The organism is Cedecea sp. NFIX57, assembly GCF_900177785.1.
GTDB classification, from domain to species: Bacteria; Pseudomonadota; Gammaproteobacteria; order Enterobacterales; family Enterobacteriaceae; genus Cedecea; species Cedecea neteri_C.
Genome location: NZ_FXAS01000015.1, coordinates 49,855 through 65,275, shown reverse-complemented (window position 1 = coordinate 65,275; position 15,421 = coordinate 49,855). Strand labels below are relative to the sequence as shown.

The following is a 15,421-nucleotide window of genomic DNA, read 5'->3' as shown; positions in this document are numbered from 1 at the left end:
TTCAGTTTCATAACGCGCCCAAAACGTTGAAGGCTATCGGCTATTAAGCTGGAACAGTGACATGCCTTGCAAATCAGTGAAGACTTTATAAGAAGCCTGGAGCGCAGCCTGCTGCTGGACATAGTTAGAGACGGTTGCCGTATAGTCGGCGCCCACCAGTTGGCTCATTTGGTCAGTTTGCGCCAGCGCCCGCTCACTGCCCAGGTCATCCAGTTTGCTCAGCTCATTGAGCTGGGTACCTAACTCAGCGCGCACGGTGGACACATTGCTCAGGGCATTGCTCAGGCCACGGTTTGTTTTTGCGACAGCCGCATCAAGAGCTTTCTTACCTGCGTCGTCCAATCCGGCCGTTGGCGTTTTCAAGGCTGCGATAGCTGAGTCCAGCATATTAAAGATGTTAGTCTCGCTCGGTGAACCATCGGGTTCCGGCGTGGCGTTACTGGAGATGCGATTGAAAACATCATTGCCGGTATGGCCAATCGTCATAGTCCTGGCGGTGTCAACCTGCTGGGTAATCGGAATCGTTCCGCCCTGATAGGTGATGCTACCTGCCCCACCGGTAAACGGCGCCGCCTCTGTTTTATAACCAGCGAAAATATAACGGCCATTCCCGTCGGTGCTGTTGGCCAGGTTCAATATTTGGTTACGGATACCTTCGAGATCGGTTGCCAGTGAGGCACGGTCGTCATCACTCAGCGTTCCGCTGCTGGCAGCATAAACAACTTTCTCCTGGGCGCTTTGTATTGAAGAGACCGTTTGCTGCAAAACGCTCTCTTCCAGCGAAACCTTCTGGGTCGCAAAAGTACGCGCCAGTTTGTACTGGTCATTCATGGACTGGGCCTGAGAAAGCACCACTGCCTGAGACGCTGCGATAGGGTCGTCTGATGGCCGGTTAACGCGGTTACCGGTGCTCATCTGCTCGCCATAACTCAGCCATAAACTCTGCGCGTCACTAATGCCGCGCATGTTCTGGTCATATAGCATTTGGGTACTGATACGCATGACGCTGGCTCCCGTTAGCGAATGTTCAGCAACGCATCAAACAGCGTTGATGCAGTCTGAAGGACCTGGGCGTTAGCCATGTAGTACTGCTGGTAACGCTGCAGGTTGCCATACTCTTCATCGAGGCTAACTCCCGAGATAGATTGCTGCTGCTTGGTTAGCTGCGTCACCACGTTCCCCTGAGTTGTGCTGGTTACTTTCAGGCTTGCGGTTTTGTTACCCACATCGCTGACCAGAGTGGCATACGCATCGTTGAACGATTTGTTGCCTTCGACCTGCTTGGAATTTTGCAGATCCAGCATGGCCTGGGCGTTACGGTTATCGCTCTTGCCTGAAGTAGGATCGCTTGCCAGCGCCAGTTTCGCCTCATCTTTCACAGCCAGGCTCATGTTCACCACCGCGTCGGATACCGGTTTAACGGTGAAACTTTCGTTGTTGGCGGGGGTGCCGCTCACGCCAACTTTCAGCCCGTCAAAGTTCAGGCTCACGTTGCCGCCTGCGTCCGTTGTCGTGCCGGGATTAATATTGGCGTTGTCAGACAGACGGGTCACTTTCCAGTTTCCACCCACAAACTCAACCTTGTAATCGCTGGCCTGAATCTGCTTGCTGTCGGTGGTGGTGGCAGTGAGCTGCGTGCCGCTGGTATTGCGGCTGTTGCTCACTACGGTTGGGCCACCGATAGTAAACATATCGGTTCCTTTATCACCGTTGGCATCATAGCCCTGGGTATGCTGGCTGTTCATTGCGGTGGCAAAGGCTTGTGCCATCTGGCCCAGGCGGTTACGGGCGCTGTCTAAATCCTGAGTACGGAAGGTGAACAATCCGCCCAGAGAACCGGTGTTCAGCTGGCTTTCTGGAATTTCCACTTTACCGGCGATCGGGTCCACAAAGGCCACCGTCGTACGGGAAGGATCTGCGCTAGAGTTAACGGCCGCCAGTTGGTTAGCCGTGTCGCCCTGCACCAGAGTAATACCATTGCCGATAGACACGTTATAAGTGCCACCATCCTGCACGCTGACATCTACGCCAACGATCTGATTTAGCTGGCTAACCAGCTGGTCGCGCTGATCAAGCAGGTCATTCGGCGCTGAACCAGCGCCTACACCTTTCAGGCGGGAAATCTGGTCGTTCAGGTTCGCAATTTGCTTAGCGTAGGTATTGATTTGGTCCACGCTGCTGCTGATAGAAAGGTTAACCTGTTTGTCCTGGTCGCGCAGGTACTGGTCAGTGACCTTAAACTGGTTTACCAGGCCATCAGCTTTGCCCAACAGCGCCTGACGAGCCGCCGGATCCTGAGCATTACTGGTCAGGGTCTGCAGGCCAGAGAAGAAATCCTGCATGGTTTTTGACAGCGAGTTGGTCGTCCCGGACAGAATATTGTCAATTTTTGACATCTGCTGGTACTGAGTTGTCAGCCCACTGCTTTGCGTTTGGGCCGCACGCAGCTGGTTAGTAATAAAGGAGTCGTACTCACGCTGCACGCCGTTAACATACACGCCGTTGCCAATATAGCCGCCCCCGGTCAGGGTGCTTTTTGACTGGGACAGAATCGTCGTCTGGCGGGTATAACCGCTTACGTTATAGTTAGAAATGTTATTGCCGACGGTGCTTAATGCCGCCTGGGCAGCACTCAGGCCACTCATGGCGCTGTTAATCAGGCTATTGGACATGAAGGTTCCTTGATAGCGTGTGGTCAAAGGTTCTGCTACCTATTATCGGCAGCAGGCCACGGGACTTGAGTCTGTTCAGAACAAATTCGACAAATCAGTGCTGTAAGCTTTGGAAACCTTGTCGCTCATGGCTTTCAGCTGCTGGATCATGCCGGTCAACTTGCGTGCGTAGTTCGGATCTGTTGCATAACCGGCATTTTGCAGCGCCTGAGCGCCCTGCTCTGCTGAAGATGCATTTGTCACGGCAGCATAGCGTGGGTTTTTCGTCAGTAAGCCAACGTAGTCAGAAAGTGCTTCCAGGTACGAGCTATATACACGGAACTTCGCTTTCACCTTCTTCGCCTCACCGTTTTCAAATTCGGTGGTGGTGATTTCCGTGGTCGGCCCTTTCCAGCCCGATGTCGCCTTGACGCCGAACAGGTTAAAGCTCGGCTCGCCTTTTTCGGTGCGGATCTGACGCTGCCCCCAGCCAGACTCCAGCGCAGCCTGCGCCAGAATCAGGTGGTGTGGAATGCCGCTGGCTTCACTGGCTAAACGCGCTGGCAGCGAGAGTTGCGCGAGGAAGTCTTTACTGTCTCCGCTCATCGGCTCTTCGTTAGAAGGCGCCCGAGGCACGGCCTGACGCACCATTTGCGTTAGCGTCTGGTTCTGGTAGCTGGTGACCGTTTGCGGATCGAGTTTCATTGGCACCTGCCCCGCCGTTTCCGACGGCTCGATCTGCTCGTTGCTCATTTGCTTGACCATCGCATCCGCCAGCCCCAGTCCTTTCGCACTCAGCTGTTGAGCTATCTGCTGGTCATACATGCTGGTATACATCCGCGTGGACTCGCTGCTGAAAAGACCATCTTTCGGCAGCGCTTCACGCATACTTTTCAGCATCATCTGCACGAACATCCCTTCCACCTGATGAGCCACCTCTTTCAGGTTACCCTTAGGATCTTGTCCGGCCTTCGCCTTTAAATCATTGAGCGAGTTGGCATCAAACGCGGCATTGGCAAGTGAACGGGCGTCAGTCAGCATTAGATGATTTCCAGTTTCGCACGCAGGCAGCCTGCGCTTTGCATGGATTGCAGGATAGACATCAGATCGATAGGCGATGCCCCCAGCGCATTCAGCGCACGCACCACGTTATTCAGGTTCGCGCTTGAATTAACGCGCTGTACCGAACCACCGCTCTGGCGTAAATCAATCTGGGTTTGCGGCGTCACGACGGTCTGACCGCCGCCAAATGGCGTATTCGGCTGACTGACCTGATTTTGACGGTTAACAGTCACCGACAGGTTACCCTGCGCAACGGCGCAGTTATCCAGCGTCACTTCGCGGTTCATCACCACGGAACCTGTGCGAGAGTTGATCACCACGCGCGCATCCTGCACCGGCATACTCACTTCAAGGTTCTGAATATCCGCCAGTAGACGAACCTGAGAGCTACCGCCGCTTGGCACGCGGATCTGGATCGTACGACCATCCAGCGCTGTTGCGCTGCCAAAACCACGGGAGCGGTTAATGGTGTCGGTGATCCGCTGGGCCAGGCTGAAATCATCATCATTAAGCTGCAGGTTGAGGGTGTTGCCATTGCCGAAAGTCCCGGCCAGCTCGCGCTCAATGACCGCGCCGCCGGTGATACGCCCGCCGTTAAGCTGGTTCACCTGGACGCTGCTGCCACCTGCCGCTGCGCCCGCACCACCCACGAGGACGTTACCCTGTGCCAGGGCATAAACCTGGTTATCCACGCCTTTGAGCGGCGTCATCAGCAGCGTACCGCCGCGCAGGCTCTTCGCATTACCCATGGACGAAACAACAACATCAATGTTTTGCCCTGCTCGCGCAAACGCCGGGTATTTTGCCGTCACCATCACTGCCGCCACGTTTTTCAGCTGCATGTTAGTGCCGGTCGGCACGGTAATGCCCAACTGGGAAAGCATGTTGTTCAGGCTTTGTGTGGTAAACGGCGTTTGCGTCGTCTGGTCACCGGTACCGTCCAGCCCAACCACCAGGCCGTAGCCAATCAGGGAGTTTTCACGCACGCCCTGCACGGTCGTCAGGTCACGAATGCGGTCAGCTGATGCATAAGCTGCGGTCAGCAGCACAACTAACCCGAATAAATATTTAACCATGGTACCCTCGCTTACATCGGCGATACGTTAAGGAAGAAGCGCTGCAGCCAGCCCATATTCTGCGCTTCATTAATGTAGCCGTTACCGACATACTCAATTCGGGCATCCGCCACCTGGGTCGACGCAACGGTGTTGCTGCCGCTGATGGTGCGCGGGTTCACTACGCCAGAGAACCGGATAAACTCCGTCCCCTGGTTGATGGCAATCTGTTTCTCACCTACAACGTGCAGGTTTCCGTTGGCCAGCACCTGATCGACCGTTACCGTTAAGGTGCCGCTGAAGGTGTTGCTGGCGTTGGCGCCGCCTTTACCGTTAAAGCCATTGCTGCCGGAAGCGTTCAGGTCAGCTTTTCCTCCTCCCAGTAATCCCGATGCAAACGTCGGAACCGTATCGAAGCCGAGAGAGGATTTTCCATCGCGGCTGGCATTCGCCGAGGAACTCTTACTGGCGCTGACGTTTTCCTGAAGCTGGATGGTCAGGGTGTCGCCGATATTACGCGGACGACGGTCTTCAAACAGCGGCTGATAGCCGTAATTCATCGGCTGCGCGGTCTGGAATATTGAACCGTTAATCGTTGGCGCAGGACCAGGCACCGGCTGGGCGGTCGTGGCGCCTTCAACCAGCGGTTTACTTGGTACTAAGGCGCAGCCGCTTACGGCAAACACCAGACTCAGGAGAACAGGACGGAGCACCATTGGGTTTTGCATTGCTTTCATCTTCAGGTCACGGCAGCCGACGCGCTTTCACGCGCCGGCAAACGCCTTACATTTGCGTCAGTTTTTGCAGCATCTGGTCGGTGGTGCTGACCGCTTTGCTGTTGATTTCGTAGGCGCGCTGAACCTGGATCATGTTTACCAGCTCTTCAGCCACGTTTACGTTTGAGGTCTCAACATAGCCCTGATAGAGCAGACCTGCGCCGTTCAATCCCGGCGTGGAATCGTTTGGCGCACCGGACGCCTGCGTTTCGGTGTAGAGGTTCTCACCAATACTTTCCAGGCCGGTGTCGTTCATAAAGGTCGTCAGGTTCAGTTGCCCAACCTGTACTGGTGCGGTTTGCCCCTGCAAGGTTGCGCTTACCACACCGTCACGGCCGATAGTCAGGCTCAGCGCGTTTGCAGGCACGGTAATCGCAGGCTGTACCTGGAAACCACCCGCCGTCACTAGCTGGCCATTCTGATCAACCTGGAAGGAACCGTCGCGCGTATAGGCGGCGGTACCGTCCGGCAGCAGAACCTGGAAGAAGCCTTCGCCTTTGATGGCCACATCTTTGCTGTTGTCCGTTTTAGACAGGTTGCCCTGGCTGTGCAGACGCTCGGTGGCTACCGGACGAACACCGGTCCCGATCTGTAAACCCGACGGCAGCGTCGTTTGCTCAGAAGACTGAGCCCCCGGCTGACGGATGGTTTGATAAAGTAAATCTTCAAACACGGCGCGTTGACGCTTGAAACCGTTGGTGGAGACGTTTGCCAGGTTGTTGGCAATCACATCCATATTGGTTTGCTGTGCATCAAGACCCGTTTTGGCGATCCATAAAGAATTGATCATGTTTGAATCCTGTAATAAGTAAGCCGGGCGTTAGGTCATTTGCAGCAGCGTGTTAGCGCGCTGTTCGTTTTCATCAACGTTGGCGATAACTTTCATCTGCATCTCAAAACGACGGGCGTTGGCGATCATGTCCGCCATCGCTTCTGCCGGTTTGACGTTGCTGCCTTCCAGTACGCCGGACATCACCTTAATGGTTGGGTCGGCCTGGGCTATAGCACCGCGTGTTGCCTGGGCAGCGGGGTTCAAACGGAATAGCCCGTCATCACCGCGCACGACTTCCTGCTGCGTGGCTTTCACCAGCTTCAGTCGGCCAATCGGCGCCACGGTATTTGGCGGATCGCCCGGATTCAACGCGGAGATAGTCCCGTCCGCAGCAATGGTGAGCTGCGAACCTTCCGGTACCGCAATAGGGCCACCTTCGCCGATAACGGGCCGGCCACCGATGGTCAACTGACCGGCAGGGCTGACCTGAATGTTACCGTTGCGGGTATAGCCTTCTCCGCCGTCCTGCGTCTGCACCGCCAGCCAGCCATCCTGCTGCAAAGCCACGTCCATCGGGCGCGAGGTGTAGTCCAACTGACCCGGCGTCATATCGGCCCCTGGCGTTGAAGCAATCACCAGGGTACGGGTTGGCAGAGAAAGCCCTTCAACCGGGACAGCACGCAAAGCATTAAGCTGCGCGCGGAAGCCCGGTGTCGAAGCGTTCGCCATGTTGCTCGCCGTGACTGACTGTTGATTCAGCGTCTGGCTGGCAGCGCCCATGGCGGTGTAGATTGCATGATCCATTAAGCCGTCCCTTCAGGCGCTTAGCGCAGGTTAACCAGGGTGTTGAGGATCTGGTCCTGGGTTTTGATGGTCTGCGCATTCGACTGATAGTTACGCTGCGCGACGATCATGTTGACCAGTTCTTTACTCAGATCCACGTTCGAAGACTCCAGCGCTCCGCTGGTCAGGGTCCCGAAGTTCCCCGTCCCCGCGAGGCCCAGCAGCGCAACGCCGGAAGAGTTGCTCGCGGTCCAGACGTTATCGCCCTGGGACTGCAAACCTTCAGGGTTCGCAAAGTTGGACAGCACGATTTGCCCCAGAAGCTGGGTCTGCTCGTTGGAGTAGTTCCCGACCACGGTGCCATCATCGTTAATCTGGTAAGAGACCAGGTCGCCCGGCTTGTAGCCGTTCTGGTTGGTCGCCACGATGTTGTTAGACCCGGTGTTCTGCTGCATGGAGTTCTGGAAGCTCAGCGCGAAGGTAGCAGGCGTCGCGCCATTGGTGACGCCGGTGGTCACGTTGATGCTGGTTGGCAGCGTGTTCGGGTTTGGAATCGGATCGGCAGCATTGGCAGTAATCCCCTGCAGGTTGCCGTTATTGTCGAAACGCATAAACCCTGCTGAGGTTGGCGTAGAGCCCGCCACGGAGGAATCTTTGGTGTAGACCTGCCAGGTATTGTCTGCGGTCTTCACGTAGTACACGTCCATGCCGTGGGCGTTACCCTGGCTGTCGTAAACGGTTACCGTGCCCTTCTTGTTGTAGCTGTTCGCATCGGCTGGATTGAACGTCCCGACCGTTGGCAGTTTGTCGGTGGAGTTCAGGTTGATCTGCTGGGACGCAGTGGTGGTGGTTTTCGCCGCCATCAGCGTGTTTGGCACGGACAGACCTACCGGGTTGGCACCCTGCTGAATGGTTGGCGGCGTACCGGTTGCCGGGTAGCCGGTCAGCTGCAGGCCCTGCATGTTCACAAGGTTGCGGTTTTCGTCCAGCTTGAACTGCCCGTTGCGGCTGTAGAATACGGAGCCGGAGCTATCCACCAGGCGGAAGAAACCGTTCTGGCTGATAGCCACGTCCAGGCCACGGCCGGTGCTGGTGGTGGTACCGTCGCCAAAGTTCTGGGTCACGCCCGCCACTTTAACGCCCAGGCCTACTTTAGAGCCTGCGAACATATCGGCAAAAGAGACCGAGCCGGATTTAAAACCGTAGGTGGCGGAGTTGGCAATGTTGTTACCAATCACGTCCAGGTTGGTGGCCGCAGCATTTAAGCCGCTGACCGCTTGAGAAAACGCCATGTCTTACTCCTGCTTAGGTTATAGGCTTAAATAATTTGCCTGATTGCATCGAGGGTCGTAGAACCGTAGGTCCCGAGATCCAGTTTGAGGCCATCTTTGCCGTTGATAACCCCGCTCACCATGGCGAAGTTCAGCGGCTGAGCCACCAGCTGTGTCCCACCATTAGTGGCATTGATCGCCACGGTATAAGAGCCATCCGGCACGTTGGTGCCGTCGTTGGCGCTGCCGTCCCAGGTAAAGGTATGCACCCCGGCACTCAGCCCACCAATCTCGATAGTACGAACCACTTTGCCGTCTTTATCGGAGATGGTGGCCGTGACTTTGTCCGCCGCCTGCTGCAGCTCGACGCCAAACGGCGTGGTGCTGATGGTGTTGGTTTTTGAATCGGTCCCCGCGAGAATTTTGTTGCCCGGGATCATGACGCCATGACCAATCAGCGAACTGGCCTGCAGGGACTGGTTCTGATTGATCTGCCCGGAAACCGAGCCCAGCGTGGTGTTGAGTTTTTCGATACCGCTAACGGTACTGATCTGCGCCAGCTGCGTGGTCAGTTCGTTGTTCTGCATCGGGTTGGTCGGATCCTGGTTTTTTAACTGCGCCACCAGCAGGGTCAGAAAGCTCCCCTGCAGGTCTGCCGCGCTGTTGCCGGTCAGGCTGTTTTTTGATGCTCCAGCCGTAGGATCAACATCGTTAGTCGGATCGTTCATTTTGACTGCAATGGACATATAGGCTCCTGTTACTGACCGAGAGTGAGCGTTTTCATCATCATGCCCTTCACGGTGTTGAGCACCTCGACGTTGGCCTGGTAGCTGCGGGAGGCGGACATGCTGTTGACCATCTCTCCGACCACATCGACGTTAGGCATACGCACATAGCCGCGTGCGTCCGCGAGCGGGTTACCCGGCTGGAAGACCAGCTTATCGGGCGCATCACTCTCAATCACTTTGGTCACTTTAACGCCACCGGTCGCAGCCCCTGGGGCAGCATCCACCTGGAAAACGACCTGTTTTGCACGGTAAGGCTGACCGTCTGGTCCGGTGACGCTGTCGGCGTTGGCGAGGTTACTTGCCGCCACGTTCATGCGTTTGGACTGGGCTGTCATAGCCGAACCGGCGATGTCGAAAATATTGAGTAAGGCCATCGATTATCCCTGTAGCACCGACATCATGCTTTTGATTTGCCCACCAAGCACCGTGAGGTTTGTTTGGTAATTCAGGCTGTTATCGGCAAACTGCGTACGTTCACGGTCCATATCGACGGTGTTACCGTCCATGGCGGGCTGGTCAGGTACGCGGTAGAGGAGATCGAGCGACGGAGTGGAGTGGGTTTGTGCCGGGATATGGCGTGCCGAAGTGAGCGCCAGAGACATGCCGCCTCCTTCAACGCGTCCGCGCTCCATCACTTTTTTCATTTCACTGGCAAAGTCGATATCGCGCGCCTGAAAGCCCGGCGTGTCGGCATTGGCGATATTCGCGGCCAGAATCTCTTGGCGCTGGGCACGCAAATTAAGCGCTTCTTGCTGAAATCGCAGTGCGGCGTCCAGTTTATCGAGCATGCTTCCTCCATAGTCCATAGAATTAGGAATCGTCCGAAAGCTTAAAGCGCCTTACGCGTACGCGATGGGTGGAATAAACGCAAAATACGTCGCTATTTATCGCCTTGATCAAAACGGCTCGCGGTTAAAATCACCGCAATCTGAATACGGAGAAGCGCGATGAGAAGCCTGAAAATCTTGAGCGGCATAGCCAGTTTACTGGTCAGTCAGTTGGCCCTGGCGAGCGCACTCGATGGGCCGCTGACTGAGTATTTTCAACAGCGGCTGGCGGGGATCAGCGAAGACGTCAGCGTCAAAGTGAAAACGCCGGAGGCTCAGCTTCCCACCTGCCCTCAGCCAGAATTCTCAACGCCCGGCAATGCCAAACTGTGGGGCAACGTCAGCGTTATGGCACGCTGCGGCAGCGACAAACGATTTATTCAGGTTCAGGTGATCGCCACGGGACAGTATGTGGTTGCCAGTCGCCCTATCGCCCGCGGTGCAAGGATCGATGCCAATAGCGTGCAGTTAACACAGGGCCGCCTTGACCAACTGCCACCACGCACTATGCTGGATCTCGGCCAGGCGACAGACGCGGTTTCGCTCCGGGATATTGCGCCCGGGCAGCCGGTCATTCAGACGATGGTGCGCCAGGCCTGGCGAGTGAAAGCCGGTCAGCAGGTTCAGGTAATTGCCTCCGGCGAAGGCTTTAGCGTCAACGGTGAAGGCAAGGCGCTGAATAACGCCGCTGTCGCGCAAAATGCCCGCGTTCGTATGTCTTCAGGGCAGGTGGTGAGCGGGACGGTGGATGCTGATGGGAATATTCTGATTAATCTATAATCTTTTTAAAGATTCCGCGGCGACTGCCGATAGTACTATCAACAAATGATACTGACTGGCTCTTACGCCGCGAGCCCCTCGATGAGGAGAGAACAATGAGCATTGATCGCACGTCGCCACTGAAACCGGTAAGCACCGTACAACCACGTGAAACCAGCGATCCACAGACGCTGAAAAGCCGTCTTGAAAAATCCACCACCGCCAACAGCACCAGCGTAAAGTTGAGCGATGCGCAGGCCAAACTGATGCAGCCAGGCACCGGCGATATCAACATGGAACGCGTTGAAGCGCTGAAGACGGCGATTCGTAACGGCGACCTGAAGATGGATACCGGCAAAATCGCCGACGCGCTGATCCAGGAAGCCCAAAGCTATTTGTCGAGTAAATAACGGTGAGTCGTCTGTTAGAAGTGCTGGACCAAATGACCGCAGTGCTGAATTCACTGAAAGAGGTGATGGACGCTGAACAGCTGCAGCTTTCTGCAGGCCAGATAAACAGTAACGCGCTGCAACGTATAACTGAAGATAAAAGCTCGCTGCTGGCTACGCTGGATTACCTGGAGCAGCAGCGTCGCGCGGAACAAAACGCCGGGGCGGTTACCAGCCTGGACGTTAGCCAGCGCTGGCAGACGATTACGCAAAAAACCCTGCACCTGCGGGACATTAACCAGCACAACGGTTGGTTACTGGAAGACCAAATGACGCGCAATGAGCAGGCTATTGCCGTATTAAAACCGCATCAGGCACCGGACTTCTATGGTGCCGACGGGCAGGCAACGTCGCAGGGCAATCGCGGCGGAAAAAAAATCACCATCTGATTTTCCTCGCCAATGAAAACGGCTGGCCAACACTCTCCTTGACCAGCCGTTTGCTTATTTCAGTGATTTCAGGACTTTTACCGTCGCCTCAATATCAATCTCATCTTCTGAGAAGAGGTGCGTTTCGCCCTGGAACGTGGTCACGGCCAGTTTTTTCACCGTCCGCATTTCCCCTTCTTTTTTCTCTGCCTTCGGGCGAATGCTATTCATCAGCAGGCCAACAGACAGCACCGCATTTTCTTTATCAATTTTCCCGTCCGCGGGCTCTTCTTCGCTGTACACCACAAAAGATTTGATCGAGGTGATTTTCAGCCGCTCGCCCGCAATAAACAGATGCTTGCTCTCGGGTTCCACTTTCACGGCAAACGCCGACAGCCCTTTATTATTGGTACCCGGTTCGAAGGTCACCGACGCGTCCTTTTTGATAAGCTCCGGGTTGGCGACTTTAATCACATGGAAATAACGGTTTTCACCGTTTTCATCTTTGATAAATCCGAAGCCCTTGTCTTCGAACCAGGTTGTGATTATTCCTCTCATCGCTCTGTCACCTAATTAATCTTTCAACATATAAAGAATAGGGTGGCGTGACGAAACCGTCATCCACCCAGCAAAAATCAAATCGTGCGGCGGGCAAAATCTTTCAGCCTGAAGCCCAACAACAGCAGCGTCGCAAAATAAGCGACGACGCCGGCCACCACCACCGCCATCAGCCGCAACAGGCGATAAGGCATATTGCCCAGATCCCAAGCAGGCATAACGTACATCATCCCAATCAGTACCGCAGACATCACCAGCACGGCAGCAACCAGGCGCAACAGAAAAGCCGTCCACCCCGCCTGTGGCTGGAAAATATCCTGCTTGCGCAGCTGCCAGTAAAGCAGCGAGGCGTTAATACAGGCCCCCAAACCAATCGACAGAGAAAGCCCCGCATGTTTCAGCGGGCCAATAAACGCGAGGTTCATTAGCTGGGTCAAAATCAGCGTCACAATGGCTATTTTAACCGGGGTTTTAATATCCTGTCGGGAGTAGAAGCCTGGTGCCAGCACCTTGACCACGATAAGTCCCATCAGACCGACCGAATACGCCACCAGCGCCCGCTGGGTCATCAGGGCATCGAAAGCGGAGAACTTGCCGTACTGGAACAAAGAGACAGTCAGAGGTTTGGCCAGAATCCCCAACGCTACTGCGCTAGGGAGCGCCAGCAGGAAGCAAAGACGCAGCCCCCAGTCCATCAGGCGGGAATATTCATCGTGGTTGCCGGTGGCAAAACTCTTCGCCAGCGACGGCAGCAAGATAGTGCCTAACGCCACGCCTAACACCCCGGACGGAAACTCCATCAGGCGGTCGGCATAATACATCCAGGAAACCGAGCCTGACACCAGGAACGACGCAAAGATAGTGTTGATGATCAGTGAAATCTGGCTGACGGAAACGCCGAGGATCGCCGGCCCCATCTGCTTGATAACCCGCATTGCTCCCGCATCCTTAAAGCTGATACGCGGCAGCACCAACATGCCAATTTTCTTCAGGTGCGGCAGTTGATAGGCCAGCTGTAATACGCCCCCCACCGTCACCGCCCAGGCCAGAGCCAGAATCGGCGGATTAAAGTGCGGGGCGGCAAACAGCGCAAAGCCAATCATGCTGAGATTCAGGAACGTTGGGGCGAACGCCGGTACGGAGAAGCGGTTCCAGGTGTTGAGAATCGCCCCCACCAGCGACGCCAGTGAGATCAGCAAAATGTACGGGAAGGTAATGCGCAGCAGGCTCGACGTTAGCGCAAATTTATCTGCCGTGTCGGCAAAGCCTGGTGCGGTAACCAAAATCACCCACGGGGCTGCAAGCATCCCTAAGACGGTAACCAGCGCCAGCGCAAGCGTCAGCAGCCCGGAAACGTAAGAGATAAAAACGCGAGTGGCATCTTCGCCCTGCTTACTTTTGTATTCGGCCAGAATCGGTACAAACGCCTGCGAGAACGCGCCTTCGGCAAAAATTCGGCGCAGCAGATTTGGCAATTTAAAAGCAACAAAGAAGGCGTCCGTCGCCATCCCGGCCCCAAATACCCTTGCCACAATGGCGTCGCGCGCAAAGCCAAGCACGCGTGAAAACATGGTCATCGAGCTGACGGCCGCCAGCGATTTTAATAGGTTCATTTATTCTGTTATTCCACAAACATGAACGCCTGCAATGCAGGCGTACATGGATGATGACAAGTCGGCATAGTCTACCGATACGGCGCTGAATTGCTACCGCGATATGTTACAGCTTATTCGCTAATTGCCTCGCGCCAGAGCTTCTCGACGACACGCTGCGCCAGCAGCGCCTGCTCGCCGGAGGTTTCCGGCACAGTCTGGTTTGCCACGCAGTCGATAAAGTGGCGCGCGCACCCCGCAAAGCCGCGCTGTTCCAGCGTAGTCTGCCAGCCAGGGATCGGCTGTTCAACCACGCCCGCGCCGCATTCTTCGCGCCACTGACGCATGTCCGTCACTTCATACAGCCCGCCCTCGGTTACCGCCTGTACCCACTCTCGCTGGCTTCCGGCACGGCGATGCATACTGGTCGTCACGCTCAGGTTACCCTGGCTGAAATGGTGTTCGGCATACAGCATTTGCCCTGACTCGTTGGTTTGCAACGTCCCGCTTTGCAACTGAGCGCTACCGCCGCCAAGCCAGAGTGCGGTATCCACGACGTGAAGATAGTCATCAAGCAGCGTGAAGCGCAGATCGCCCGGGCCAACGCTGTCGCTGCGATGTTTGTCCATCCGCAAGGATGCCCCGGCAGACAACTTTGCCTTTAGCTGCTGATAGCGCGGGGCAAAACGGCGGTTAAAGCCCACCATCAGGGTGCGTTTTTTGCGCTCGGCAAGCTCTACCAGCTTTTCGGCGTCAGCCAGGTTTTCCGCCAGCGGCTTATCCACGCAGACGCTAACGCCGGCGTTGAGTAGCTCATTCACCACCGCGTAGTGGGAACTGGTGGCGCTGTGTACAAAAACAGCGTCGCACTGTGCCGCCAGATTGCTGAGCGAATCGATATACGGCATGCGCCAGGTTTCGCACACCGGCAGCGCTTTCTCTTTGGTCGGTGAAAATGCGCCCACCAGCGACCAGTCGCCGGATGCGCCCAGAACCGGAAGCCAGGCTTTCTGCGCGATCCCGCCCAGCCCCACCACGCCAATACGTAATTTTGTCATCCTTAATCTCCCAAATGTGCCAACAAGGAATCCAGGCGCTGTTTTAGTTCGGCGACTTCAGCCTCCAGCGCGCCCACTCGCACGCTGAGATCGTCTGCAACCGGGCTGGCACTTTGCTCCTGGGCCATCTGCGCCTCAACCTCACCGCTAAAAAGATGCATATAGCGGCTTTCGCGTTTACCGGGCTCTCGCGGCAGACGCACGACAAACGGCCCGTCTTCACGGCTGGCCAGCTCTTCCAGCGTCGCTTCTACCTGCGCCATATCGGTGAACTCAAACATTCTTCCGGCACGGCTGCGCAGCTCACCTGGCGTTTGTGCTCCACGCAGCAGCAAAGTTGTGACCACCGCAATTTCCGCTGGCGTTAGCTTTAAATTGCCAAACTCTGAGTTGCAAAAACGCTGCTCGTATTTTGTCACTCGGTTGCCAAACCCGCTGACGGTTCGCAAATAATGCCCTTTTACCAGCCCGTCCAGCGTGTCCTGGACTTCATGCTCTTTCAGATCCATCACCGGTTCACGGTTTGTTTTCTGATTACAGGCGGTGACCACGCCGTTGACGGACATCGGATATTGTTCTGGCGTAGTGAGCTGTTTTTCCAGCAAGCTGCCGATAACGCGGGCTTCAATCGCCGTTAACTGATATTTCATCT

At 55.7% G+C, this 15,421-nt stretch carries 18 protein-coding genes; 3 read left to right on the top strand and 15 right to left on the bottom strand.

What is annotated here, in order from left to right:
* Nucleotides 1-33: 33 nt before the first annotated feature.
* The 11 genes from flgL to flgB all read right to left on the bottom strand — a co-directional run bounded on the left by flgL (nucleotide 34) and on the right by flgB (nucleotide 9,946).
* Nucleotides 34-1,002, bottom strand: a complete 969-nt coding sequence (flgL, locus tag B9Y90_RS14550) for a flagellar hook-associated protein FlgL (RefSeq protein ID WP_039291869.1) — start codon at nucleotides 1,000-1,002, stop codon at nucleotides 34-36.
* 14 nt (nucleotides 1,003-1,016) lie between these two features.
* Nucleotides 1,017-2,672 (bottom strand): flagellar hook-associated protein FlgK, encoded by a 1,656-nt coding sequence (gene flgK / locus B9Y90_RS14545; RefSeq protein ID WP_039291866.1) that lies wholly within the window; start codon nucleotides 2,670-2,672, stop codon nucleotides 1,017-1,019.
* A 75-nt stretch (nucleotides 2,673-2,747) separates the two neighbouring features.
* Nucleotides 2,748-3,692 carry a flagellar assembly peptidoglycan hydrolase FlgJ gene (gene flgJ / locus B9Y90_RS14540; protein ID WP_039291863.1) on the bottom strand — a complete coding sequence of 315 codons (945 nt, stop codon included), beginning with the start codon at nucleotides 3,690-3,692 and terminating at the stop codon, nucleotides 2,748-2,750.
* Complete coding sequence (locus tag B9Y90_RS14535; RefSeq protein ID WP_045782048.1) at nucleotides 3,692-4,789, bottom strand: flagellar basal body P-ring protein FlgI; 1,098 nt, start codon at nucleotides 4,787-4,789, stop codon at nucleotides 3,692-3,694. The genes flgJ and B9Y90_RS14535 overlap by 1 nt, the downstream gene beginning before the upstream one ends.
* Before the next feature lie 11 nt (nucleotides 4,790-4,800).
* A complete protein-coding gene (locus B9Y90_RS14530) occupies nucleotides 4,801-5,496 on the bottom strand; it encodes a flagellar basal body L-ring protein FlgH (protein WP_139827400.1) in 696 nt (231 codons plus the stop codon).
* 55 nt (nucleotides 5,497-5,551) lie between these two features.
* Nucleotides 5,552-6,334 (bottom strand): flagellar basal-body rod protein FlgG, encoded by a 783-nt coding sequence (flgG, locus tag B9Y90_RS14525; protein ID WP_039291854.1) that lies wholly within the window; start codon nucleotides 6,332-6,334, stop codon nucleotides 5,552-5,554.
* A 30-nt stretch (nucleotides 6,335-6,364) separates the two neighbouring features.
* Nucleotides 6,365-7,120 (bottom strand): flagellar basal body rod protein FlgF, encoded by a 756-nt coding sequence (locus B9Y90_RS14520; protein WP_008453495.1) that lies wholly within the window; start codon nucleotides 7,118-7,120, stop codon nucleotides 6,365-6,367.
* A 20-nt stretch (nucleotides 7,121-7,140) separates the two neighbouring features.
* On the bottom strand, nucleotides 7,141-8,391 hold the full coding sequence (gene flgE, locus B9Y90_RS14515) for a flagellar hook protein FlgE (protein WP_039291852.1): 1,251 nt from the start codon (nucleotides 8,389-8,391) through the stop codon (nucleotides 7,141-7,143).
* Nucleotides 8,392-8,417: 26 nt separating this feature from the next.
* Nucleotides 8,418-9,116 (bottom strand): flagellar hook assembly protein FlgD, encoded by a 699-nt coding sequence (gene flgD / locus B9Y90_RS14510; protein ID WP_039291850.1) that lies wholly within the window; start codon nucleotides 9,114-9,116, stop codon nucleotides 8,418-8,420.
* 11 nt (nucleotides 9,117-9,127) lie between these two features.
* Nucleotides 9,128-9,532 (bottom strand): flagellar basal body rod protein FlgC, encoded by a 405-nt coding sequence (flgC, locus tag B9Y90_RS14505; RefSeq protein WP_008453499.1) that lies wholly within the window; start codon nucleotides 9,530-9,532, stop codon nucleotides 9,128-9,130.
* A gap of 3 nt (nucleotides 9,533-9,535) precedes the next feature.
* On the bottom strand, nucleotides 9,536-9,946 hold the full coding sequence (flgB, locus tag B9Y90_RS14500) for a flagellar basal body rod protein FlgB (protein ID WP_038473701.1): 411 nt from the start codon (nucleotides 9,944-9,946) through the stop codon (nucleotides 9,536-9,538).
* A gap of 159 nt (nucleotides 9,947-10,105) precedes the next feature.
* Between flgB and flgA the strand changes: the two genes are divergently transcribed.
* From flgA to flgN, 3 genes are all read left to right on the top strand, one after another.
* Complete coding sequence (gene flgA, locus B9Y90_RS14495; RefSeq protein WP_085541642.1) at nucleotides 10,106-10,765, top strand: flagellar basal body P-ring formation chaperone FlgA; 660 nt, start codon at nucleotides 10,106-10,108, stop codon at nucleotides 10,763-10,765.
* 95 nt (nucleotides 10,766-10,860) lie between these two features.
* A complete protein-coding gene (flgM, locus tag B9Y90_RS14490; protein WP_039291844.1) occupies nucleotides 10,861-11,154 on the top strand; it encodes a flagellar biosynthesis anti-sigma factor FlgM in 294 nt (97 codons plus the stop codon).
* 2 nt (nucleotides 11,155-11,156) lie between these two features.
* Nucleotides 11,157-11,582, top strand: coding sequence for a flagella biosynthesis chaperone FlgN (gene flgN, locus B9Y90_RS14485; RefSeq protein ID WP_039301840.1), 426 nt, complete (start codon nucleotides 11,157-11,159; stop codon nucleotides 11,580-11,582).
* A gap of 54 nt (nucleotides 11,583-11,636) precedes the next feature.
* On the opposite strand, the gene B9Y90_RS14480 is transcribed toward flgN, so the two are convergent.
* From B9Y90_RS14480 to B9Y90_RS14465, 4 genes are all read right to left on the bottom strand, one after another.
* On the bottom strand, nucleotides 11,637-12,119 hold the full coding sequence (locus B9Y90_RS14480) for a cold-shock protein (protein ID WP_039291841.1): 483 nt from the start codon (nucleotides 12,117-12,119) through the stop codon (nucleotides 11,637-11,639).
* A 77-nt stretch (nucleotides 12,120-12,196) separates the two neighbouring features.
* Nucleotides 12,197-13,732: a murein biosynthesis integral membrane protein MurJ gene (gene murJ / locus B9Y90_RS14475; RefSeq protein ID WP_085541641.1), complete on the bottom strand. Its 1,536-nt coding sequence runs from the start codon at nucleotides 13,730-13,732 to the stop codon at nucleotides 12,197-12,199.
* Nucleotides 13,733-13,845: 113 nt separating this feature from the next.
* Nucleotides 13,846-14,769 carry a Gfo/Idh/MocA family protein gene (locus B9Y90_RS14470; protein WP_085541640.1) on the bottom strand — a complete coding sequence of 308 codons (924 nt, stop codon included), beginning with the start codon at nucleotides 14,767-14,769 and terminating at the stop codon, nucleotides 13,846-13,848.
* A 2-nt stretch (nucleotides 14,770-14,771) separates the two neighbouring features.
* Nucleotides 14,772-15,419, bottom strand: a complete 648-nt coding sequence (locus B9Y90_RS14465) for a YceH family protein (protein WP_085541639.1) — start codon at nucleotides 15,417-15,419, stop codon at nucleotides 14,772-14,774.
* Between the last annotated feature and the right edge of the window lie 2 nt (nucleotides 15,420-15,421).